The organism is Phycicoccus duodecadis, assembly GCF_002846495.1.
Taxonomy (GTDB): Bacteria; Actinomycetota; Actinomycetes; order Actinomycetales; family Dermatophilaceae; genus Phycicoccus; species Phycicoccus duodecadis.
On the sequence record NZ_PJNE01000001.1, the window covers coordinates 2296651 to 2319984 of the forward strand.

General features: G+C 74.6%; 20 protein-coding genes. 14 read left to right on the forward strand and 6 right to left on the reverse strand.

Translation table 11 applies throughout. The features are described from left to right. Positions 1 to 1134, forward strand: coding sequence for an acyltransferase family protein (locus ATL31_RS10765; protein ID WP_101395768.1), 1134 nt, complete (start codon positions 1 to 3; stop codon positions 1132 to 1134). On the opposite strand, the gene ATL31_RS16910 is transcribed toward ATL31_RS10765, so the two are convergent. The 3 genes from ATL31_RS16910 to ATL31_RS10780 are packed head-to-tail and all read right to left on the reverse strand — an operon-like array spanning position 1103 to position 4853. Beyond that, positions 1103 to 2509, reverse strand: a complete 1407-nt coding sequence (locus ATL31_RS16910) for a YlbE family protein (RefSeq protein ID WP_101395769.1) — start codon at positions 2507 to 2509, stop codon at positions 1103 to 1105. The two genes, ATL31_RS10765 and ATL31_RS16910, sit on opposite strands and share 32 nt — an antisense overlap. Then, on the reverse strand, positions 2506 to 4017 hold the full coding sequence (locus ATL31_RS16915; RefSeq protein WP_101395770.1) for an AllF/FdrA family protein: 1512 nt from the start codon (positions 4015 to 4017) through the stop codon (positions 2506 to 2508). Before ATL31_RS16915 ends, ATL31_RS16910 begins: the two co-directional genes overlap by 4 nt. Beyond that, positions 4014 to 4853: an oxamate carbamoyltransferase subunit AllH family protein gene (locus ATL31_RS10780; protein ID WP_101395771.1), complete on the reverse strand. Its 840-nt coding sequence runs from the start codon at positions 4851 to 4853 to the stop codon at positions 4014 to 4016. Before ATL31_RS10780 ends, ATL31_RS16915 begins: the two co-directional genes overlap by 4 nt. Positions 4854 to 4929: 76 nt before the next feature. Between ATL31_RS10780 and ATL31_RS10785 the strand changes: the two genes are divergently transcribed. Further along, entirely contained in the window at positions 4930 to 6237 is a 1308-nt protein-coding gene (locus ATL31_RS10785) for a PucR family transcriptional regulator (RefSeq protein ID WP_245862278.1), read from the forward strand. A 49-nt stretch (positions 6238 to 6286) separates the two neighbouring features. Here the strand turns inward: ATL31_RS10785 and ATL31_RS16330 are convergent, their stop codons facing one another. The 3 genes from ATL31_RS16330 to ATL31_RS10795 form a co-directional block, all read right to left on the reverse strand. Continuing rightward, on the reverse strand, positions 6287 to 7051 hold the full coding sequence (locus ATL31_RS16330; RefSeq protein ID WP_143598379.1) for a hypothetical protein: 765 nt from the start codon (positions 7049 to 7051) through the stop codon (positions 6287 to 6289). 74 nt (positions 7052 to 7125) lie between these two features. Then, on the reverse strand, positions 7126 to 7515 hold the full coding sequence (locus tag ATL31_RS10790; RefSeq protein ID WP_101395773.1) for a hypothetical protein: 390 nt from the start codon (positions 7513 to 7515) through the stop codon (positions 7126 to 7128). 40 nt (positions 7516 to 7555) lie between these two features. Beyond that, positions 7556 to 8107, reverse strand: a complete 552-nt coding sequence (locus tag ATL31_RS10795; RefSeq protein ID WP_101395774.1) for a 2'-5' RNA ligase family protein — start codon at positions 8105 to 8107, stop codon at positions 7556 to 7558. Between the two features lie 257 nt (positions 8108 to 8364). Here ATL31_RS10795 and ATL31_RS10800 point away from each other — a divergent pair, with 257 nt between their 5' ends. The 12 genes from ATL31_RS10800 (at position 8365) to ATL31_RS10855 (ending at position 23231) form a co-directional block, all read left to right on the forward strand. Then, positions 8365 to 9864, forward strand: a complete 1500-nt coding sequence (locus tag ATL31_RS10800; protein ID WP_101395775.1) for a uracil-xanthine permease family protein — start codon at positions 8365 to 8367, stop codon at positions 9862 to 9864. A 103-nt stretch (positions 9865 to 9967) separates the two neighbouring features. Further along, entirely contained in the window at positions 9968 to 10840 is an 873-nt protein-coding gene (locus ATL31_RS10805; RefSeq protein ID WP_101395776.1) for an FAD binding domain-containing protein, read from the forward strand. Then, positions 10837 to 11346 (forward strand): (2Fe-2S)-binding protein, encoded by a 510-nt coding sequence (locus ATL31_RS10810; protein ID WP_101395777.1) that lies wholly within the window; start codon positions 10837 to 10839, stop codon positions 11344 to 11346. Before ATL31_RS10805 ends, ATL31_RS10810 begins: the two co-directional genes overlap by 4 nt. Then, positions 11343 to 13757 carry an aerobic carbon-monoxide dehydrogenase large subunit gene (gene cutA, locus ATL31_RS10815; RefSeq protein WP_101395778.1) on the forward strand — a complete coding sequence of 805 codons (2415 nt, stop codon included), beginning with the start codon at positions 11343 to 11345 and terminating at the stop codon, positions 13755 to 13757. The genes ATL31_RS10810 and cutA overlap by 4 nt, the downstream gene beginning before the upstream one ends. Then, a complete protein-coding gene (locus tag ATL31_RS10820; RefSeq protein WP_101395779.1) occupies positions 13754 to 14416 on the forward strand; it encodes an SRPBCC family protein in 663 nt (220 codons plus the stop codon). Before cutA ends, ATL31_RS10820 begins: the two co-directional genes overlap by 4 nt. Next, entirely contained in the window at positions 14416 to 15315 is a 900-nt protein-coding gene (locus ATL31_RS10825) for a carbon-nitrogen hydrolase family protein (protein WP_101395780.1), read from the forward strand. The genes ATL31_RS10820 and ATL31_RS10825 overlap by 1 nt, the downstream gene beginning before the upstream one ends. An 88-nt stretch (positions 15316 to 15403) precedes the next feature. Continuing rightward, the gene (locus tag ATL31_RS10830; RefSeq protein WP_101395781.1) at positions 15404 to 15784 is read left to right on the forward strand and encodes a RidA family protein; all 381 of its coding nucleotides are present in this window, start codon (positions 15404 to 15406) and stop codon (positions 15782 to 15784) included. 166 nt (positions 15785 to 15950) lie between these two features. Next, a complete protein-coding gene (locus tag ATL31_RS10835; RefSeq protein ID WP_211284016.1) occupies positions 15951 to 16448 on the forward strand; it encodes a hypothetical protein in 498 nt (165 codons plus the stop codon). A 95-nt stretch (positions 16449 to 16543) separates the two neighbouring features. Then, positions 16544 to 18091, forward strand: a complete 1548-nt coding sequence (locus ATL31_RS10840) for a flotillin family protein (RefSeq protein ID WP_101395783.1) — start codon at positions 16544 to 16546, stop codon at positions 18089 to 18091. A 123-nt stretch (positions 18092 to 18214) separates the two neighbouring features. Further along, entirely contained in the window at positions 18215 to 20341 is a 2127-nt protein-coding gene (locus ATL31_RS10845) for a hydantoinase/oxoprolinase family protein (RefSeq protein ID WP_101395784.1), read from the forward strand. Then, positions 20338 to 22347, forward strand: coding sequence for a hydantoinase B/oxoprolinase family protein (locus ATL31_RS10850; protein ID WP_101395785.1), 2010 nt, complete (start codon positions 20338 to 20340; stop codon positions 22345 to 22347). Before ATL31_RS10845 ends, ATL31_RS10850 begins: the two co-directional genes overlap by 4 nt. Continuing rightward, a complete protein-coding gene (locus tag ATL31_RS10855; protein WP_245862281.1) occupies positions 22344 to 23231 on the forward strand; it encodes an NmrA family NAD(P)-binding protein in 888 nt (295 codons plus the stop codon). Before ATL31_RS10850 ends, ATL31_RS10855 begins: the two co-directional genes overlap by 4 nt. The last annotated feature ends 103 nt before the right edge of the window (positions 23232 to 23334 follow it).

Consider the following 23334-nt stretch of genomic DNA (forward strand, 5'->3'; position numbering starts at 1 on the left):
ATGGCGACCGACCTCACCCCCGCCGGCGGGCGGCACCGCGCCGCCGCCACCCCCGGGCGCGCTCCCGTGACGACCCGCCCGGGGGCCACCGGGCACCGGCTCGACGGCCTCGACGCCGCCCGCGGCCTGGCCGTGCTCTCGATGCTCGTGGCGCACCTCAGCCCCGTCGGCGGGCCGCTCGACGTCTCGGAGTACCTCACCGCCCCGCTCTTCGTCGTCGTCATCGGGGTCGCCACCGCCCTCCGGCTGACCCGTGAGCGGGTCGACCGCGCCCGTTTCGTGGCCGACGACGTGCTCCGCGGGGTCCTGCTGGTGCTCCTCGGCATCGTGCTGCAGGCGACCTACGGCCAGATCGACGTCGTGCTGCCCTACCTCGGTGTCCTGGTCGTCGTGCTGGCCCCGCTGGCCCTGCTGCTGCGTCCTCTGCCCGTGCTCACCCTGGGACTGGTGGTGGGCGGCGCGGTGCTCGGCCCGCTCGTCACCGAACGGGTGCGCGACCACGCACTCGCCGACCGGTCCGCGACCGGGGCGGTCACCGCCGACCTGCTCCGCTGGCTCGCCACCGGGCCCGACTACCGGCTGGTGTCCTTCCTCCCGATGGCCCTGACGGGGCTCGTCCTCGCCCTGCTCCTGCCCCACCTCACCCGGCTCGTCCCCACCGCGGGCGTCGCCGCGGTCCTGCTCGGTGCCAGCGGCGTCGTGAAGGTCATCGGCGACGGCACCGCCGACGGTGCGGCCCCCTACTCCGGGACGACGGCCGAGGTCGTGGCCGTCACCTTCCTCGCGGCGGCCGCGGTCGTGGCGTCCTTCGCGCTGGTGCTGCTGGTGCGGGGCCGGGCCATGGTGCTCGAGCCCGCCCTGCGTGTCCTCCTGGCCGTCGGCCGGCTGGCCCTGACCGCCTACGCCCTCCAGATCGTGGTGCTCGCGCTGGTGTCGCTGGCGCGTGACGGCGCGCGCGACGACACCTGGCCGATCCTGCTGGGGACCACCGCGGTCGTGGTGGCCGCCTGCTGGGCCCTCGACCGCCGCTTCGGCACCGGCCCGCTCGAGCTGCTGGTGCGGGCGGCCCGACTGCCCTCACGCAGCCGGCACGGCGCCCCCGTCAGGAGCCCGCGGCCCGCGCCAGAGCGCTGAGGGCGGCGGTGAAGCACTCGGCCGGAGGCGTGACGAGGCCGGCGCCCACCTGCCCCGTCCCCGCGACCCGGCCGGCCATCCCGGTGTTGATCTGCGGCAGGTCGCCGGTGCGCACGACCAGCGCCACGTCGATGCCCACCGGCGTCCCGCGGAAGCCGAGGATCGGCACCTGGTAGACGGGGTGCTCGCCCACCGTGACCTCGTACATCCGGCGGGTCGCGGCGAGCGCGAAGGGCACGTCGCCGCCGACGAACCGCACGATGGCGGGGGCGGCGGCCATCGCGAAACCGCCGATGCCGGCGGTCTCGGTGATGGCCGAGTCGCCGATGTCGGGGTTGGCGTCGGCCGGGCCGTAGTCACCGAGGAAGAGGCCCTGCGGCGTGTTGGCCGGCCCGGTGAACCACTGGTCGCCGGTGCCGGAGACGCGGATGCCGAAGTCGGTGCCGTTGCGCGCCATGGTCGTGACGACGGTCGAGCCGGGGATGCCCTCGGCGGCACGGGTGGCCAGCTTGCAGGCGGGCATCCCCAGGTTGAGGAAGAAGTGCTCGTTGGCGCCCGAGAAGCGCACCGCCTCGGCCACGTCGGCGGAGGGCGCGTCGGCCGTGATCATCCCCGGGAGCAGCTCGCGCAGCAGCATCAGCGAGCCGGCCCGGTTGCGGTTGTGCCCCTCGTCACCCATCTGGAGCATCTGGGCGATGATCGCGCGGATGTCGACCGGCCCCGTGCTGCGGACGGCCTGCCGCAGGATCGGGCCCAGGACCGCACCCATCCAGCGCAGCCGGTCGAGCACCTCCGGGCCGTACGCGCCGTAGCGCAGCACCTTGCCCAGGCCCTCGTTGAGGGAACACCACGAGGTGTTGCCGTGGGCGTCGTCGCGCACGGCGTAGACCCACATCGACGGGCTGACGACGCCCGCCATCGGGCCCACGGCGCCGCGGTGATGGCACGGCTCGAGGTCGAACTCACCGGCCGCCAGCCGGTGCTCGGCCTCGTCGGGGGTGTCGGCCAGGCCCTCGAGGAGCACGGCCCCGACGAGGGCGCCGCGCAGCGGCCCCGACGCGCGTTCCCACTCGATGGGCGGGCCGGCGTGCAGGAAGGTGCCGCGCTCGAGGCCGAGCGCCTCGGACGCGGGCAGGACGTCGACCAGGTGGGCCTCCGCCGCGGTCATCCGGGCCAGGGCCTCGGCGTTGGCGGCGACCCGGCGCGGGTCGGCCATCACCGTGGCGAGGTCGCCCTCGGTGCCGGGCGGCGGCGGGTGCCAGCCGGCATCCAGCACGGGGACGGCCTGGTCGCGCAGGGCGTCGGCGAAGAGGGCCACCCCCGAGGTGGCGACGACCGGGTCGGCGGTGAGCAGGCCGCGCAGCGGGGTGGTCATCGGGCGCCTCCGAGAATGCCGGCCGCATGCCGGGCGGCGGCCGCGTTGGACAGGAACACCGAGGCTCCGGCCGCGGCCAGGGCCGCCTCGGTGCGCCGGCGGTCCTGCGGGTCGGCGTCGGTGCCGCAGAGCGAGACGACGACGGGGAGCTCCCGCCCGGCACCGCGAGCGGTGTCGCGGGCCGCCCGGACGGCCTCGGCCAGCTCGGGGCCGGGGTCGGGGTGGGCACCGTGGCCCAGGACGAGGTCCAGGAGCAGGACCCCGCAGGTGGGGTCGGCGGCCTCGGCCGCGATCCGCTCCATCCGCAGCGTGGGGTCGATCATCGGGTGCGCGCGGCCGCGGGTGAGCTCGTCGGCACCGAAGTCGACGACGACGTGACCCGGGGCGCGCAGGTCACGGCCGAGGGCGTGCTCGGGGTCATGGCCGAGGTTGCTGCTGACCGGGCCGAGGACGGCGCCCGCGACGAGGGCGGCCTCCTCGGCGAGGGTGCCGCCGCAGAAGAGCCCCCGCAGCGAGCCCGGCGTGACGGGGGCGTCGGCGGGCCGCCCCGGCGCGTCGGTCGCGGCGATCACGGCCGGCCAGTCGGGGACGGTGACCCCCTCGGCGGTCAGGGCCTGCTCGACGGCGGCCGTCAGGTCGGGGCGCCCGGGCCCGAGGATGGCCCAGTGCGCCCGGAGGCCGAGGGTCTCGACCTCGCGCTCCATGGCGGCGAGCACCTCCGGGTCCGGCGGTTTCGACACCACCAGCACCCAGTCGGTCGCGGCGTCGGCGGCCAGCGCCCGCAGCGCCTGGCGGGTCGAGCGGCCCCCCACCGCGGCGGAGAGGTCGCGCCCCCCGACGCCGAGGCAGTGGCTGAGGCCGACACCGGCCGCGTCCAGCAGGCACATCGCCTGTTGCGCACCGGTGCCGGAGGCGGCGACGATGCCGACCGGCCCGGCCCGCACGACGTCGGCGAAGCCCAGGGCCACCCCGCCCACCAGGGCGGTCCCGCAGTCGGGACCCATGACCAGGACGTCGGCGGCGGCCGCGGCGTCCTTGAGCGCCACCTCGTCGGCGACGGACACGTTGTCGGAGAACAGCATCACCGAGGCACCGGCCGCGATGGCGTCATAGGTCTCGGTGACGGCGTGGGCCCCCGGGACGGAGACCAGGGCCAGCCTGGCGCCGGAGCGCCGGACGGCCGAGCCGAGGGTCCCGGGCGGGACCTCGTCGTCGGCGCCGGTGGAGCCCGCAGTGGCGCTCAGCGCGGCCAGGGCATCCTCGACCGCGGCCAGCCCGGTGGCGAGGCCGTCGTCGTCGGTGGCCCGCAGCGCGACGACGAGGTCGTTGGGGCCGGCCTCCTCGGGCACCGTGAAGCCCATCCCCCGCAGCACGTCGACGTTGAGCTCGGTGGCCATCGCGACCTGCGCCGCCTCCACGCCGGGGGCCCCGGCGACGGCGCGCGAGACCTGGAGGAGGCTCACCGAGTCGTGGTAGGCGCCCCGGCGGAGCTCGACGTGGACGCTCATGCGGCGATCCTTCCGGAGGGGACGAGGGCGTCGAGGGCGGCCAGCAGGCCGGTGACGAGGTCGCGGCCCGAGGTGTGGCCGATGGCCAGCACGGCCGGCAGCGCGGCGCGCACCGCGCTCGCACCCCCGTGCACCACCGCGTCGAGCAGCGCGACCACCTCGCGAGCGGCCCAGCCGCCGGCCGCGGCGTCGAGCAGGGAGGCCGACACCGCGGTGGTGGCGTGCAGCCGGGCCCGCACCGCGGCCACGAGGGCGTCATCGGCGCGAGCGGGGGGCGCGAGGTCGAGGGCCCGGCGCAGCAGGAGCGCGCCGGCCAGGGCGTCGTCACCCGCGGGCGTGAGCCCCTCCCCGCGACCGACGAGGCCCGCGACCGCGGCGTACGGGTCGACGGCGCGCAGGCAGCCGTCGACGCCCGCGGCCAGCCACGGGTCGAGGTCACCCACGGCGGCGGCCAGCAGCGGGCGGGCCCCCGGGAGCGAGGTGCTGCAGGCCGACCCGGCGCGGACCCGCGCCGGTCGCCAGGTGCGCACGCCGCGGACGGTGGCGCCGGGCGTGCGCACGCAGCCACCCCCGACGACCACGACGTCCCCCACGGCGAGCCCGAGGTCGAGCGTGGCGGAGGGTTCGGTGAGGCGCAGGGCCCCCGGCAGCGCGACGGCATCCTGGCTCAGCACCGGGAGCACCCGTCCGTGTGCTCCGAGGTACGCGCCGAAGCGACCCACGGCCAGCACGACGGCGGGCCGGCGCGCGCCGCGGACCAGGTCGGCGGTCAGCGGCGACAGGGCGCCGGGGAGCACCCGGGGCCCGGGTGCCGGGACCGCGGCGGGCGTGCGCATACGGCGACGGTAGTGACGCCGATACAGTGGGCGGATGGTCAGAGTTGCCAACGATGGGCGGGGCGACGCACAGACCTTGCCAGCCCCCGCCGACACCGACCTGCGCGCGCTCACCGCCCTGGTCGAACACCAGCGTGCCCTCCTCGAGCGCGAGGACGAGGTGCACCGCGTCCTCGTGCGCGTGGTCCTCGACGGCGGCGGCCTCGGCGAGATCGCCCACGCGGTGGCGGGCTTCTTCGGCGGCGCGGCGGTCGTCACGACCACCGACGGCCGGGTGCTCGCCAGTGCCGGCACCCTGCCGGAGGTCGGGCCGCCGGTCGCCCTGGCCTGCTTCGACCGCACCGGGCGGCTCCTGGTCGAGGACGAGCCCGTGGGCCTGCGGGCGCCCGAGGGACCGGCCGACCCGGCACGCGCGTTCGTGCGCATCGTCGCAGGGGCCTCCGAGCTGGGCGTCCTCGGAGCGTTCTCGCCGGGGCCGGCCCTGACCGCCACCGACGTGCACATGCTCGAGCGGGCCGCCACCGTCGCGGCGCTCGCCGTCACCAAGCAGCAGGCGGTCGCGGCCGTCGAGGGCAAGTACCGCGCCGAGTTCCTGCGCGACGTGCTCGCGGGCCGGGCCGGCGACCCGGCTGACGCCGCCGCGCACGCCGCCTCGCTGGGCTGGGACATCGACCGCCCGCTGGTGGTCGTGGTGGCCGAGACCGACGAGAACGACGCCGAGACCACCCGGGCCGCGGACGAGGTGCACAGCCTTCAGGACCGGTTCGTGCGCGCCTGGACCCAGGCGGTGCGCTCGCGCGACACCTCGGTGGCCGTCGCCGGCTTCAGCCAGGAGGTCGTCGTCCTGCTCCCCGTTCCCGAGGACGCCGACACCGACGCCGTCCTGCGGCCCGTCGGCGACCTGGCGCGGGTGGTGCGCGGTGACGGCGGCGGGGGCCGGCGCACCTTCACCGCCGGGGTGTCGCGGCTGGTCACCTCGGTCGCCGACCTCCCCCGCGCCTACGACGAGGCGCTCACCGCCGTGCAGGTGGGACGCCAGGTCGACGGCGGCTCGGGGCTGTCGCACTTCGACCGGCTGGGCATCTACCGGCTGCTGGCCCTGGTGCCCGACTCCGCCGACCTGCGGCGGTTCGTCACCGAGAGCCTCGGCGAGCTCGCCACCGACGACGTCCCCGAGAACGCCGACCTGCGCAACACCCTCTCGGTCCTCCTCGACACCAACCTCAACGTCGCCGAGACCGCGCGCCGGCTGTTCTTCCACTACAACACGCTGCGCTACCGCATCGCGAAGCTGGAGCGGATGCTCGGGCCGTTCACCACCGACCCCCAGCTGCGCCTCACCCTAGCGCTGGCCCTGCGGGTGCACCGCATGAAGGGCATCTGATTCCTCTTCCTGCGCGCGAGCATGGCCCTGGCGGCATGCGTCCGGTCCGTCATCCGATCTGGTGGTGGTGACGCCATGCGGAAAGCATCACGCCCGCGAAAGCCGGGTAGGCACTGTCGGGTAGAGGTTTCGGCCGTTCGATATCCGCTTCGAAGCGCTGAAACGTCGTGCGTGCGCGTGATCGCGACATGCCGACGCCTTTCAGAGACCGTTCGATCTCGGTGTCCGGTCGCTCTCCAGGCCCCATGGCCACCCATGCGTCAATGAAATTTGTTCTCGGAAGGGGTGCTACCAGCTCCCCGCGCGGACGAAGGCGTGCGCTGGGGCCGGCGTACCCGTCGCCGGTCGTGACAGACAACGGGATGCTGAGGTCGTTCCTGAAGTGCTTGACGACATTCCTCGCGCCGAAGAGACCGCTTACACGGACGATCACCGTCGTCGTCGACTCCGTTCGGATGTCGAGCGGACGCGCGTGGAAGAGCGCGAGGAGTTCGCCCTCCGGGGTAGTACTTGCGAAGGGAACTCCTCTGGCCTTCCACCCATCGAACGGAGCTTGCTCCCACCGCGAGTCCGCCAGCGCACGCGCGCGCCTGCGCCACGGATCAGGATCTGACGCTATGCTCTCCTCCTCGGCAGACCGTCTGGCGTGGAGGAGCTTCCGCTCGCAGTCGAGACACACCACCGGCCCGCCGACTGTCCACCCGACCTTCGGATCGAGGGGGGCGCTTGCGCCATGCGCCGCACAGACGATCGCCCCGCATGCCGTGCATCGCGCCTCCGACCGTCGTCCGCACGCACAGTAGTCAGCGTTCACGCGCTCATGCTAGGGCGTTGGGACCGAGGCGAACGGTTGATAACGGCACCTCGAGAACCGCGGACGCCGCGAGCTCAGCCCTCGCGCAGGGCCGTGGCGAAGCCGTCGACGTCGGCGACAGTGAAGGTGGCGCCGGGATGGGTGATGCGCCCGGTGGGGTCGATGGCGCGCACCGGGGTGGCGAAGGATGCGCACACCCCGCGGTCGCCGTTGGTGGCGAAGGTGACGCCGCGGTCGGTCAGCGAGAGGTGCGGCGGCCCGGCGGTCTTGACGAACGCGTAGTCGCCCGAGGTCGAGACGTCGGTGACGTTGTCGAGCCGGGTGTCGAGGGTCCACCAGCCGAACCGCGCGCGCAGCCGACCGTCCCCCACCTCGACCCAGGTGGTCGCGGGCAGCACCCCGAAGGGCAGGCCGGCGATGCGGTACGGCGTCGTGAACGCGAAGTCGAAGCGGCGGGTCGTCATCCCTCGACGCTACGGGGTGCCGGGCGCCGGTGGGGCGGGGTCACCGCGGCGTCAGGGGCTCGTCGAGCCTCGCCTCCGAGTCCCAGTGCCGGGCCGCGACGAGCGCGACCTCCGCCGGGTCCGTCGTGCCGGCCGTGCGGGCCGGCTCGCCCTCGTCGTCGCCGGCCAGCACCGCCAGCGCCGCCCCCACCTGGGCGGCGTCGAGCCGGCGCCCCAGCGTCACGTGGGGGGTCCACCGACCCGGCTCGAGGTGGTCGGCGGCGGGCGGGCGGACGAGCGCGGTGACGGCGCGGTGCAGCGCCAGCAGCTCGTCGGTCACGACGACCGAACGCGCGAGCACGAACCGGCGCCGGCCGAACACCAGCGGCGGCCCGAGCAGCACCGGCAGCGGCAGGGTACGCAGCGCCGCGGCCAGCGCCGCCAGCCCCTCGGCGCCGGGCCACCCCGGCGACATCGTCAGGGTCACGTGCGGGCGGTTCGACGCGCTGCGGTGCCTCGCCTGGCTGGGCAGCCCGGCGTCGTCGAGCCGGCGCCAGGCGTCGCGCACCGCGGCGTCCCCCCGCTCGTCGAGGAGCAGCTCCACGTGGTGCATCCGGCCATCGTCCACCACCCCAGGCCGCGCTCGGCACCGGGACCTTCGGCTCGGCACCCGAACCGTTGCCGCCACCAGGTGAAGGTTCCGGCATCGGGCGAGAACGTGGGGTCGCCCGCAGCGTTGCCAACGGAACCGGCATCCGGCTGTCAACCATTGCTGAGGGTGTCGCGGGACGCCGTCACTAGGTTCCCGGTATCACGGTCCTGTGAGCCGCGTCACCGTCGGCGTGGACCCTCTCGGAATGAGGTCAGTGGATGTCCCTCGGTCTCGGTTGGAAGCTCAAGGGCGACGGCCGGTCGCTCGCGCCCGGTGAGGTCGTCGCCCCCGACGAACGCCTCTCGTGGGGTCGCACCGTGGGCCTCGGCGCCCAGCACGTCGTCGCGATGTTCGGCGCCACCTTCGTCTTCCCGCTGGTCATGGGCCTGAACCCCCAGCTGGCGATCATGATGAGCGGCGTCGCGACCATCGCGTTCCTGCTCATCGTGTCGGGCCGGGTCCCCAGCTACCTCGGCACCTCGGCGTCCTTCGTCGGCGGGGTCGCGGCCATCCGCGCCCAGGGCGGCGACTCCCCCACCGTCACCGGTGCCATCCTGGTGGCCGGCCTGGTGCTGGTGGCCGTCGGCGTGCTCATCCACGTCCTCGGGTCGCACGTGGTGCACGCGGTGCTCCCGCCGGTCGTCACCGGCGCCGTCGTGATGCTCATCGGCTTCAACCTCGCGCCGGTGGTGGCCGGCATCTACTGGCCGCAGGACCAGTGGGTGGCCGTGCTCACGATGCTCTTCACCATCGTCGTGGCGGTCGCGTTCAAGGGCTTCGTGAGCCGCATCGCGATCTTCCTGGCGCTGATCTTCGGCACCCTGCTCTCGTGGGTGCTCGACCACACCGTGGGGCAGATCAACTCCGTGCTGGGCGGCGCCACCGAGGCCACCGACCACTTCCGCTGGGACACCTCGGGCGTCGGGACGGCCCCGTGGTTCGGCTTCCCGAGCCAGACGATGATCGCCGCCGACGGCAAGGAGGTCGTGGGCTGGCACCTGCCCAGCTTCTCGGCCGCCGCGATCCTGCTGGTGCTCCCGGCCGTCATCGCCCTGATCGCCGAGAACACCGGCCACGTCAAGGCCGTGGCCGAGATGACCGGCCACGACCTGAACCCGGTCATGGGCCGGGCCATCGCGGCCGACGGCATCGGCACCGTCCTCGCCACCTCGGTCGGCGGCTCGCCCACCACCACGTACGCCGAGAACATCGGGGTGATGGCGGCCACCCGGGTCTACTCGACGGCCGCGTACTACGTGGCGGCCGTGGTCGCGCTCCTCTTCGGCCTCTCGCCCAAGTTCGGCGCCCTGGTGGCGTCGGTGCCCGGCGGCGTCCTGGGCGGCATCACCGTCGTCCTCTACGGGATGATCGGCCTCCTCGGCGCCAAGATCTGGAAGGAGAACGGGGTCGACTTCGCGAACCCGATCAACCTGGTCCCGGTCGCCGCAGGCATCATCATCGGCATCGGCAACGTCCAGCTGAAGGTCACCGACACCTTCTCGCTCGGTGGCATCGCCCTCGGCACCATCGTCACGGTGGCCGGCTGGCACCTGGCCCGCGTCATCGCCCCGCGCGAGCTGCGCGACCAGGCCGAGGGAACGGCGATCGCGGTCGGCGACCACGTCTACGGCGACGCCGACGGGGTCGACGACCTGCGCCAGGGCAGCGACCGGGCCCCCTCCGGCGAGCGCGACCCGGGCCCCGACCGGCGCCCCTGACCCCGAGAGGCGTGCCCCGCCCGGTGCCGGCACCGGGCGGGGCACGCCTGTTCCACCCCTCCCTTCCCACCACGACGGACCCCCGAGAGGCAGGATCGACCAGGTGAAGGCCGCCCCGTTCGTCCACCACGCACCCCGCACCGTCGAGGAGGCGGTCGCGGTGCTCACGCAGGTCGGGCACGACGGCAAGGTCCTGGCCGGCGGGCAGAGCCTGGTCCCGGTGCTGAACATGCGCCTGGCCTCCCCCGGGCACCTGGTCGACATCAACGGCGTCGCCGGGCTCGACACCGTCGAGGTCACGCCCGAGCACGTGCGGGTCGGCGCGCTGGTCCGCCACGCGGGCCTCGAGCGCCACGACGGTGCCGCCGCGGCCCTCCCCCTGCTGCGCCAGGCCGTGCGCCACGTGGCCCACCCCGCCATCCGCACCCGCGGGACCACCGTCGGCTCGCTGGCCCACGCCGACCCCGCGGGCGAGATGCCGGCGGTCGCGGTGCTCACCGGTGCCGTCCTCGAGGTCGCCGGCCCCCGCGGGACCCGCGAGGTGGCCGCCGACGGCTTCTTCCTCGGGCCGCTCGAGACCGTCCTCGAGGCCGACGAGCTGGTCGTGGCCGTGCGCTTCGGGCGACTCCCGGCCGGCACCCGCACCGGCTTCGCCGAGTCGGCGCGGCGCTCGGGCGACTACGCGCTGGCCGGCGTCGCGATCGCGGTCAGCACCGACGGCGACACCGTCACCGGCGCCCGGGCCGCCTTCGTCTCCGTGACGCCCGTCCCCGACGTCCTCGACCTCACCTCCGTGCTCGCGGGCGCCCGGCTCGGCACCCTCCCGCTCGACGCCGTCACCGAGGCCGTGCGCGCCCACGTCGACCCCGAGTCCGACATCCACGCCGGCGCCGACTACCGCCGGATGCTGGCCGCCGAGCTCACCGTCCGCACGCTGGTCTCGACCGCGGCCGGCGCCCAGGAGGGAGCGGCATGAGCCAGTTCGCGGCCGAGCCGCTGCTCGACATCACGGTGCGGGTCAACGGGATCCGGCGCACCGCCGCGGCCCCGGCCCGCCGGCTACTCTCGGACTTCCTGCGCCACGACCTCGGCCTCACGGGCACCCACGTCGGCTGCGAGCACGGCGTCTGCGGGGCGTGCACGGTGCTCGTCGACGGGGAGCCGGCCCGCGCCTGCCTGATGTTCGCCGTCACCGCCCAGGCCCACGACGTCACCACCGTCGAGGGCATCGGCCACGACCCCGCCGACCTCGACCCCGTGCAGCAGGCCTTCGTCGAGTGTCACGCGCTCCAGTGCGGCTTCTGCACACCGGGGTTCGTCACCACCATCAGCGCCTACCTCGACGAGCACCCCGACCCCTCGGCCGACGAGGCCCGCGAGGCCATCTCGGGCAACCTGTGCCGCTGCACCGGCTACCAGAACATCGTCGCGGCCGTCCTGCGGGCCGCCGAGCTGCGCCGCGAGCGCGAGGGCACCGCGTGAGCACCCGGCAGATGGGCGAGAAGGTCCAGCGCCGCGAGGACCCGCGCCTGCTCACCGGCAACGGCCGCTACCTCGACGACCTCGGCCGGGGCGCCCTCCAGGCCGCGTTCGTGCGCAGCCCGCACGCCCACGCCCGCATCGTCGACATCGACATCGCCGACGCCTGGGAGCTCGACGGCGTCGAGGCGATCTACACGTGGGAGGACCTGCCCGGCCGGGTCGCCGAGCCGCTCCCGGTCCTCATCCCCCACCCGGCCATGACCCATGCGCGCACCGGTTACTGCCTGGCGCGCGACGAGGTGAACCACGTGGGCGAGGCCGTGGTGATGGTCGTGGCCCGCGACCGCTACGTCGCCGAGGACGCCTGCGCCCGCATCACCGTGCAGTACGACACCCTTCCCGCGGTGGTCGGTGTGGCCGGGGCCCGCGACGGCGACCGGCTCGTGCACGACGACGTCCCGGGCAACGTGGCCGCGAACCTGCGCCAGGAGGTGGGCGACGTGGACAGCGCCATGGCCGGTGCGCCGCACACCCTGACCCTCGAGCTCGCGATCGAGCGCAGCGCCTGCATGCCGATGGAGGGCAAGGGCGTCTTCGGCCGCTGGGACGCCGACGACGGCTCGCTGCGCCTGTACTCCTCGACCCAGACCAGCACCGGGGTGCGGGCGGCGGTGGCCGCCAAGCTCGACCTGCCGCTGGCCAAGGTCGAGGTCGTCACCCCCGACGTCGGCGGCGGCTTCGGCGTCAAGATCGTGCACCCCTGGCCCGAGGAGGTGCTGGTCCCCTGGGCGGCCCGCAACCTCGGGCGCGACGTGAAGTGGACCGAGGACCGGCGCGAGCACTTCGTCTCGAGCGCCCACGAGCGCGGCCAGCTCCAGGAGGTCACCGTCGGGTTCGACGACGACGGCCGGCTCCTGGCCCTCGACGTCCGCTTCTGGCACGACAACGGCGCCTACACCCCCTACGGGATCATCGTCCCGATCATCACCGCCACCCAGCTGCTCGGCCCCTACAAGCCCGGCGCCTACCGGGTCGAGTTCTGGAGCCTCTACACCAACACCGTTCTCGTGACGCCGTACCGGGGCGCCGGCCGCCCCCAGGGCTGCTACGCCATGGAGCGCACCATGGACGCCATCGCCGAGCACCGCGGGCTCGACCGGGCCGAGGTCCGCAGCCGCAACTTCATCCAGCCCGACGAGATGCCCTGGGACCACGGCCTGATGTTCCAGGACGGCCGCCCGCTGAAGTACGACTCGGGCGACTTCCCGGCCTCCCTCGCCAAGCTCAAGGCCCTCGTCGGCTGGGACGACTTCGCCGCGTACCGCGAGCAGGCCGAGCGCGAGGGGCGCCGGGTCGGCCTCGGCATCGGCTGCTACGTGGAGGGCACCGGGGTCGGGCCCTACGAGGGCGGGCACGTGCAGGTCGAGACCAGCGGCCGCGTCAACGTCGCCACCGGGCTCACCACCCAGGGCCAGGGGCACCAGACGATCCTGGCCCAGATCGTGGCCGACGAGCTCGGGGTGCCGTTCGACGACGTGCACGTCACCACCGGTGACACCCGGCGGATGGCGTACGCCGTGGGCACCTTCGCCTCCCGCGGCGCCGTGATGTCGGGCAACGCGGTGGCGCTGGCCGCCCGGGTGGTGCGCGCCAAGGCGCTGCGCATCGCCGCCGAGGCCCTCGAGGTCTCGCCCGACGACCTCGAGATCGCCGACGGCGTGGTCTCGGTCAAGGGCGCGCCCGGCACGTCCATCGCCCTGAAGACCGTTGCGGTGATGTCGAACCCGCTGCGCTACGCCTTCGACGAGTCGGCCGCCGCGGCCACCCAGTTCGCCGGCACCTTCGACCCCGACACGCCGCCGGTCGGCGACGACGACGAGCCCGGCCTCGAGGGCCAGGACTTCTACTCGCCCACCCAGGCGACCTTCGCCAACGGGATGCACGCGGCGGTCGTCGAGACCGACCCCGTCACGGCCGAGATCCGCATCCTGCGCTACTGCGTGGTCCACGACTGCGGGGTGATGGTCAACCCGATGATCGTCGAGGGCCAGGTGCACGGCGGCGTCGCGCAGGGCGTCGGCGGCGCCCTCTACGAGCGGATGCTCTACGACGAGGGCGGGCAGCTGCTCAACGCCTCGTTCATGGACTTCCTGATGCCGTACGCCTCCGAGGTCCCGCACATCGAGACCGACCACCTCGAGACCCCCTCACCGCTGAACCCCCTCGGCATCAAGGGCGCGGGCGAGGCGGGCACCATCCCCGTCTCGGCCGTCATCGCCTCGGCCATCGAGGACGCCGAGGGCTTCCCCATCCGCTCGATGCCGATCAGCCCGGCCGACCTCTGGGAGCTCCGCCGCCGGCACGCCGCCTCCGACCCCGATCCCGTTCCCGCGCAGGAAGGCCCGCGATGAAGATCACCGGCACCTCGACGCTCGACGCCCCACCCTCCGTGGTGTGGCGCGCCATCCTCGACCCCGCCGTGCTGGCCCGCTGCATCCCGGGCTGCGAGGCGCTGACCACCGTCGGCGAGGACCGTTACGCCATGACCGTCACCGCCGGGGTGGCCGCCATCAAGGGCACGTACACCGGCGAGGTGGCGCTCACCGACATGGAGAAGCCCTCGGTCCTGCGCCTGCGCGCCAACGGCTCCGGCGCCCCCGGCACCATCGACGCCGACGTGCGGGTGCGCCTGGCCCCCTCGGCCGGCGGCGGCACCGACCTCAGCTACGAGGCCGACGCCACCGTCGGCGGCACCATCGGCGGGGTGGGCCAGCGGATGCTCGCCGGCGTCACCCGCAAGATGGCGGGCCAGTTCTTCAGCGCCCTCGACGCCGACATCGCGGCGCCCGGGGCGGTCACCGTCGTCCCCGGCGGCCCCCCAGCCGGTTCCGGCGTCCCGGCCGTCCCGGCCCCCGCGGGCACCCCGGCGGTCGGCCAGACGTTCAGCGGGAGGGCGGCCGCGGCCCCGACGGCCCGCTCGTCCCGCGACCTGGTCCTGGCCGCCGTCGCGGGCGGTCTCCTGGCCCTGGCCGGCGTCGCGCTCGGCGCCCGGATCGGAAGGAACCGCTGATGCGCCCGTTCACCGTCGCCGCCGTGCAGGTCGCCCCGCACCCGGGGGCCCTCACGGCCGAGTCCGTCACCCACAACATCGACCGCTGCGTCGAGTACGTGCGCCGCTGCGTCGAGGCCACCGGCGCCGAGCTCGTGGTGCTGCCCGAGTCGTGCACCACCGGCTTCACCCCCGGCATCCCCACCGAGGAGCTCTGGGAGCTCGTCTCGGAGGTCCCCGGGCCCATCACGCAGCGGCTCTGCGACGTCGCCGCCGAGCTCGGCATCCACCTCGTCGCCGGCACCTACGAGCGGGGCCCCAGCCCCGAGACGGTCTACAACTGCTCGGTGCTGATCGACCCGCGCGGCGTCGTCCGGGGGGTCTACCGCAAGACCCACCCGTTCTGCACCGAGGCGGTCTCCGGCGGCGGCTGGGTCACCTCGGGCGACACCGTCACCGTGGTCGACACCGAGCTGGGGCGGATCGGCATGATCATCTGCTTCGACGGCGACTACCCCGAGCTGTCGCGCATCCAGGCGGTGCGCGGGGCCGAGGTCATCTGCCGTCCCTCGGCGCTGCTGCGCTCGGCCGACGTCTGGGAGCTCACCTCGCGGGCCCGGGCCTACGACAACCACGTCTACGTCGTCGGCGCCAACGCCACCGGCACCGACGCCGCCGGCGTGCACTACTTCGGCAACTCGCACGTGGTGACTCCCATCGGCCACATCGTCGCCAAGGCCGCCTCCCACGAGGGATGGGTCAGCGCCCGCCTCGACCCGGCCGAGGCGCTGGCGTCGCTGACCCCCGGCTCCAACGTCGGCCAGGGCTTCGACCACCTGCGCGACCGCAACCTCGACCTCATCCGGAGCCACCGCGAGGACCTCGAGGCCCCCGCAAAGTCCTCGTTCCCGCACGCCTGAGCCCGGCCGCCACCGACCCTGGCGCGCGAGCGGACGGATCTGGGACAGTGGGAGAACCCGGTCCCACCCACACACCAGGAGGCGCGTCGTGCCTCGAGAGGTCCTCTGCACCCCCGACGCCCCGAGCTCGCCGCTCTACAGCCAGGGCGTGCGGGCCGGGGGACACCTCCACGTCTCGGGGCTCGTGGGCATCGACCCGAGCACCGGCGAGCTGGCCGGAGCGGGCATCCAGGACCAGACCCGCCAGGCGCTGCGCAACTGCCGGGCGGTCCTGGGCGCCGGCGGGGCCACGCTGGACGACGTGGTCGAGGTGGGTGTCCTGCTGACCCGGTCCGAGGACTTCGCCGGCCTCAACGAGGAGTACGCCCGCTGGTTCCCCCCTCCGGGCCCGGCGCGGTACGTGGCGCGGCTCGGCGTGGACCTGCCCGGGGTCCTCGTCTCGATCCGGATGACCGCCGTCACCGCCTGAGCCCGCGCGACCGTCTGCGGCCGGGCAGTCCCCCGTTGCCACTCGCCGACCGCCGCTGTCGGCGGACCGCCGACGGCACGGGGCGCGACCCGCTACCCTCGCCGACTAGGCGCTCCGGTACGGGGCGTCGCGACGCACGCCCGGGGTGGGCGGGGAGGGATGCGCCATGCAGGTCACGATGCTCGTCATCGGGGGGGTCGGGATCGCGCTGCTGCTCGTCTCGCTGCTCCTCGGCGACCTGCTCGACGGCGTCCTCGACGGCATCGGCCCGGACGCGCTGTCCGGCCTGGCCATCGCGGGCTTCCTCGCGGCGTTCGGCTTCGTGGGGGCCCTGACGCTGGAGGCCGGCGCCTCGGGGCCGGTCGCGATCCTGGTCGGCCTGGTCGCGGGGGTGGCCGCGGCCGCGGTGGCCGGCCTCGCCACCCGGCGCCTGATGCGTGGCGGCGACGAGTCGACGGTGCGCTCCTCGCGCCTGGTCGGGCTCACCGGCACCGTGGTCGAGCCGGTCCCGGTCGACGGCTACGGGATGGTCAGCGTGGTCGCCGCGGGACACATCACCCGGCTCAACGCGCGCGCGGCCGAGCCCCTCGGCAGCGGCACCGCCGTGGTCGTCACGGCCGTCCTCAGCCCCACCTCGGTCACGGTCGCCCGCCAGGGCGCCTGACCCGCAGCCGGGCGGCGGAACCGGGGGTCCGCCGCCCACGTCCATCGTTCACCAACTCAGCTCGGGTGCCGCGCACCCGGAAAGGTCAGGCACCCATGTTCGGGTTCGATGTCTCCGTCGGTCTCGTCGCCGTCCTAGGGCTCGTCCTCCTCGTCGTCCTCAGCGGGCTCGTCATCGCCTCGCGCTACCGCGTGGCCGGCCCCAACGAGGCGTTCATCGTCACCGGCCGCAAGGGCAAGGAGGTCAAGAACCCCGAGACGGGCGAGATGTCCACCGACCTCTCCGGCCAGAAGGTCGTCATGGGCGGCGGCATCTTCGTGGTGCCGTTCGTGCAGCGCCTGCACATCCTCGACCTGTCGAGCCGCCGCATCATGGTGCAGATCCGGGGGGCGGTCTCGGGGCAGGGCGTCAAGCTCAACCTCGACGGCGTCGCCATCGTCAAGGTCGGCGGCAACGAGGACTCCATCCGGGCCGCGGCCCAGCGCTTCCTGACCCAGCAGGGCGAGATCGAGACCTTCACCCAGGAGACCCTCGCCGGGTCGCTGCGCTCGATCGTCGGCTCACTCACGGTCGAGCAGATCATCCGCGACCGGGCCGCGTTCGCCCAGCGGGTCGCCGACGAGGCCGAGTCCTCGCTCACCGGCCAGGGCCTGGTCCTCGACACCTTCCAGATCCAGGACATCACCGACGACGGCACCTACCTCTCCGACCTCGGGCGCCCCGAGTCGGCCAAGGTCGGCCAGCTGGCCGCCATCGCCGAGGCCAACGCCCGCCAGGCCGCCGAGCAGGCCCGCATCGTCGCCGAGCAGGAGATCGCGGTCAGCCAGCGCCAGCTCGCGCTGAAGACCGCCGAGATCAAGGCCGAGACCGACGCCGCGCAGGCCCAGGCCGCCGCGGCCGGTCCGCTCGCCCAGGCCGACCGCGACCAGGCGATCCTCACCGAGCAGGAGAAGGTCGCCGTGCGCCAGGCCGCCCTCAAGGAGCGCCAGCTCGACACCGAGGTGCGCAAGCCCGCGGACGCCGCCCGCTATCGCGTGGAGCAGGAGGCCGAGGCCGCGCGCAACGCCGCCATCGCCGAGGCCGAGGCCCGCAAGGCCGCCAGCATCGCCGCCGCCCAGGCCGACGCCGAGAAGGCCCGCCTCACCGGTGAGGCCGAGAAGGCGCGCCGCTCGGCCCTGGCCGACGCCGAGGCCATCGAGGGCACCCGGCGCGGTGAGGCCGACAAGGCCCTGCGCGTGGCCCAGGCCGACGCGACCCGCGCCGAGGGCGAGGCCCAGGCCAGCGCGATCCTCGCCACCGGGCAGGCCGAGGCCGAGGCGATGAACAAGCGCGCCGACGCCTTCGCCCGCTACAACGAGGCCGCGGTGCTGCAGATGCTGGTCGAGGTGCTGCCCAAGGTGGCCCGCGAGGTCGCGGCGCCGATGGCCGCCATCGACCACCTCACCGTCGTCTCCACCGACGGCGCCGGGGCCCTGCCCAGGCAGGTGACCGACAACCTCACCCAGACCCTGGCCATGCTCAAGAACACCACCGGCGTCGACATGCAGGAGATCCTCCAGCGGTACACCGCGAACGCCACCGGCGGGTCGGCCGCGGCCGCTGCGCCGGCGGTCGCGGCCCCGCGGGGCGACGCCGGCGCCTGACGGTCCAGCGCACGAGCCAACGAGGGCCCCCCGTCGCCGTTGGCGAGGATGGGGGGCCCTCGCGGCATCCGTCGGCATGATCTGCCAACGCGACCCGCGCCGGATGCCGGTTGGATCGAGGGCATGACGGCAGATCAGCGGCGTATCCGGGTCGGCATCGACACCGGTGGGACGTTCACCGACGTGGTCGCCGTCGACGAGGTCTCGGGCGAGGTCGTCACCACGAAGACGCCCAGCACGCCGGCCAACCCCGCCGACGGCTTCATCGCCGGCATCGAGAAGATCCTGGGCCTGATGGGGGCCGACGGCACCGACCTCACCGCCGTCAGCCACGGCACCACGGTGGCCACCAACAAGCTGCTCGAGGGCAAGGTCGAGCGGCTGGGCTTCGTGACGACCGAGGGCTACGAGTTCATGCTCGAGATCGCCCGCCAGGCCGTGCCCGACGGCTACGGCAACAGCTACTTCTGGGTCAAGCCGCCGCGCATCGTCCCGGCCGACGCCGTGCGCACCGTGCGGGGCCGGCTCGACGTCTCGGGTGGGGAGGTGCGCCCGTTCTCGGAGGAGGACGCCGTGGCCGCCGCTCGGTTCTTCCGTGAGCGCGGCATCACGACCATCGGGGTGTGCTTCCTGCACTCCTACGCGAACGACGAGCACGAGCTCGCGATGCGCGAGGTGCTGCGGCGCGAGCACCCCGAGGCGGTGGTCTCGATCAGCAGCGAGGTGCTGCGCGAGTACCGCGAGTACGAGCGGGCGATGACCACCCTGGTGGATGCCGCGGTCAAGCCCAACGTCAGCCGGTACGTCACGAACATCCACGAGCGGCTGGACGGCTTCACCGGCGGTCGGCCGGTGCCGTTCTACGTGATGAAGTCCAACGGCGGGGTGCTCTCGGCCGACGAGGTCGTGCACCAGCCGATCACGACCGTGCTGTCGGGGCCCGCGGCCGGGGCCCTCGGGGCCGCGCTCATCGCCGAGCGGGCGGGCTTCCCCCGGGTGCTCACCTGCGACGGTGGCGGCACCTCCACCGACGTCTCGGTGGTGCTCGACGGCGAGCCGACGCTGACCACCGAGGGCTCGGTGGGCGCCTACCCCAGCAAGATCCCGATGATCGACGTCGTCACCGTGGGGGCCGGCGGCGGGTCGGTCGCGTGGGTCTCGCCCGAGGGCACGCTCAAGGTCGGGCCCCACTCGGCCGGCGCCGACCCCGGGCCGCTCTGCTACGGCCGCGGCGGCACCGAGCCGACCATCACCGACGCGCACCTGGTCCTCGGCCGCATCCCCCCGCACCTGCTGGGCGGCGAGATCCCGCTCGACGCCGAGGCCGCCCGGGCCGGGGTGGCGGCGCTGGCCGAGCGGCTCGGCCTCGACCTGGAGCGCTGTGCGGCCGGCATCCTGGAGATCTCGGCCTGGAACCAGGCCAACGCGCTGCGCCAGGTGTCGGTCAAGCGCGGGCTGGACGTGCGCGACTTCATGTTGACCACCTTCGGCGGCTCGGGCTCGCTGCTGGCGTGCCGGCTGGTCGACGTGCTCGACCTGGCCGGCGCGGTCGTGCCGCAGAACCCCGGCAACCTCAGCGCCTTCGGGCTGCTCACCGTCGACGTGCGCAACGACTACGTGCAGACGCACGTGGCGCGCCACGAGGGGCTCGACCTCGGGGCGGTCGCCGGGGTGGTCGACGCGCTCACGGCGCGGGGGGCCGCGGCGCTGACGGCCGAGGGGTTCGGGGCCGACGCGCACCAGTTCGTACGCACCGCCGACCTGCGCTACTTCGGGCAGGCGTACGAGGTGCGGGTGCCGGCCGGGGCCGGGGTCATCGACGACGCCTGGGCCGACGCGGTCGTCACGCGCTTCCACGACGAGCACCGCGGCCTCTACGGCTACGACTTCCGCGACGAGCCGAGCCAGCAGGTCGAGTGGGTCAACCTGCGGGTCACCGGCGTCGGGCCCATCACCCGCCCCGAGCTGCAGCCGCTGGCCGCGCGCGTCGACGCCGACGGACCCGAACCGTCCGACCGGCCACGGCAGGGACACCCGGGGCAGCGCTCGACCCGGCCGGTCTGCTTCGACCCCGACGACGGGTACGTCGAGACCCCGATCCTCTGGCGTCCCGACCTGCGGGCGGGCGACACCTTCACCGGCCCCGCGGTCGTCGAGGAGTTCGGCTCGACCGTCCCGGTCCACCCCGGCTTCGCGGTACGCGTCGACACCTGGGGCAACCTCGTCATCACGAAGGAGGGCACCCGATGAGCACGCAGGCCGCCACCGGCTCCCCGGCATCCCGACCCGACCCGGCCATCGACCTCGAGGCCTACCTCGCGGCGGCGCCGGCCAACCCCGCCGGCCTCCCCACCGCCTACGAGCACGGCGGGCGCCTCACCGCCGAGGGCAGCACCGTCGACCCGATCCTGGTCGAGATCGTCCAGGGCACGCTGGCCAGCGTCGAGATGGAGGTCGAGACCGCCATCGCACGCACCAGCCGCAGCCCGATGATCCGCGACGCCCACGACTTCCGCGCCGGCATCCACGACCGGCAGCTGCGCAAGCTCACCGGCCGGTCGTACTCGGCCCTGGTGCACCCGGTCGTGCGCGACTTCCCCATCGCGACCATGCGCGAGGGGGACGTGTTCTTCCACAACGACGTCTACGAGTCCGAGGGCGGCATCGGCCACCTGCCCGACCTGTGCGTCACGGTGCCGGTCTTCCACGACGGCGAGGTCGTCGCGTTCGTGCAGGCCTTCGGGCACCACGACGACATCGGCGGCGCCGTGCCCGGCTCGATGCCCAGCAACGCGCGCACCGTGTTCGAGGAAGGGCTATCGGTGCCACCGATCCGGCTGTGGGACGCCGGGACCCCCAACCGCGCGGCCCTGCGCATCATGACCCGCAACAGCCGGATGCCCGACAGCCTGGCCGCCGACCTCGACGCCGAGTGCTCGGCCTGCCTCATGGGCGCGCGCCGGCTCGGCGAGCTGTTCGCGCGCTACGGCCGCGAGAGCGTCGAGACCGCCTTCGACGCCATCCTCGACGCCACCACGGAGACCTACCGGCGCGAGATCCTCGACCGCATCCCCGACGGCAGCTACGTGTGGGAGGACTACGCGGAGCACGACGGGGTCGACGAGCCGATGCTGCACGCCCAGCGGATCACGCTGACCAAGACCAGCACCGGCGGCCCGGGGCCCGGCGACGGCGGCCCGCGCCTGATCATCGACTTCACCGGCACCGGCGCCCAGGCCAAGGGCCCGATCAACCACTGCGGCGACTACGTGGGGGGCAACTTCCTGAAGAAGTGGCTCGCGCCGGTGCTGCGCAACCTGGCCGACACCCCGGAGCGGATGGCCGAGCTCGACGTCAACGAGGGCGTGGTGCCGCTCATCGAGATGCGCTTCCCCGAGAAGGGCACCCTGCTCACGCCGGTCTACCCCGCCCCCACCAACGCCCGGACCTTCGTCATCCTGCGGCTGCTCGGCGTGCTCGCCGGCGTGGTGGCCAAGGCCGTCGACGGCCGGATGCCCGCCGACCAGGAGACCATCCGCTACACCGGCGTCTACGGCAAGGACCGCGACGGCAACGACTACCTGATGCGCGAGGTGCTCGGCGGCGGCTCGGGCGGGCGGTACTACGCCGACGGCGAGGACACCATCCACGTCGTGCCCGACAGCCGCAACCTGCCGACCGAGTTCACCGAGAGCCGGTTCCCGTTCCGGGTCGAGCGGCTCGGGCTGGCCGTCGACTCCGGCGGCGCCGGGCGCCACCGCGGTGGCCTGGGGTACGAGAAACACCTCCGGATGCTGGCCGACGCGCACTTCATGTCCATCGCCGACCGCTCGATCCTCGCGTGCTGGGGCGTCAAGGGCGGCAAGGCCGGGCGCCCCTTCGAGGTCACCGTCGACCTCGGCGGCCCCGACGAGCGCGTGGTCGACGCCCTGGCCGACGCCGAGCCGGTGCGCGCCGGGCAGGTCATCCGCATCCGCACCACCGGCGGCGGCGGCTGGGGCGACCCGCTCGAGCGCCCCTACGACGAGGTCGAGCGCGACCTGCGCTGGGGCAAGGTCTCGTTCGAGGGCGCCCGGCGTGACTACGGCGTGGTGGCCTCGGGCACCCGCGACGAGCCGCTGGTCGACGCCGCCGCCTCGGACGCGCTGCGCGCCGAACGCCGCGCGGCGCGGGGCGAGGAGCCGTTCTTCGACCGGGGCCCCGGGTACGCCCGGCTGAGCGGCGGCGCGACCTCGGCCGACGTCGACTGGCGGTGACCTCCCCGGCCGACGACCGCCCCGTGGTGGTGGGCGGGGCAGCGGGCAAGACCGGGCGCGCGGTGTGCTCAGGGTTGCTGGCCCGCGGCGTGGCTGTCCGAGGCGTCGTGCGGCCCGGGCGGGAGGCCGCGGCAGCGGCCGGGACCGAGGCGGTCGCCGTCGACCTCGCGACCGGCGCCGGCCTCGCAGCCGCTCTCGACGGCGCCCGGGCCGCGTACCACCTGGCCCCGAACGTGCATCCGGACGAGGTGGGGATGGCGCGCCGGGCCGCCCGGGCCGCCGCCGCCGTCGGCCTCCCCCACCTGGTCTTCCACTCCGTCCTGCGCCCGCACGACGCCCGGATGCCGCACCACCTGCGCAAGGGCGAGGCCGAGGCGGTGCTGCGCGCCGGCATCCCCGGGTCGCTCGTGGTGCTGCGGCCCGCGTCGTACCAGGAGAACCTCCTGCCCCAGGTGGTGGCCGGCGAGGTGGTGGTGCCCTACGCGCCCGAGCAGCCGTTCAGCGCGGTGGCGCTGGCCGACGTCGCCGAGGCGGCGGCCACGGCGCTGCTCGAACCCGAGCGCGCCGCGGGTGAGCACGACCTCACGGGGCCGGAGGCCCTGAGCACCCACGCCATGGCCGCGCAGGCGGCGCGCGTGCTGGGCCGGCCCGTGCGGGTGCGCCGGGTGCGGGCCGACGCGTGGGCGGCCGGCCCCGGGGCGGCGCTGCCCGAGGACGCCCGCGCCCTGCTGCTGGCGATGTTCGCGGCCTACGACGAGGACGGGCTGGTCGGCGACCCGGCGGACCTCACCCGGCTGCTGGGCCGGCCGCCGACATCCTGGCGCGACACCGTCACCCGCGCGAGCGCGGCATCGCGGGCTGAGCCGGTGGGAGACACGTCGTGAGCCGATGCCCCCAGCCCTCCCCGGGCGCGTCCGCGGTCCCTGGCAGAACCTGACAGGACGTGGCGCTCCGCCCCGGCCCGCCGCGCCGATGGGCGCTGCTCCC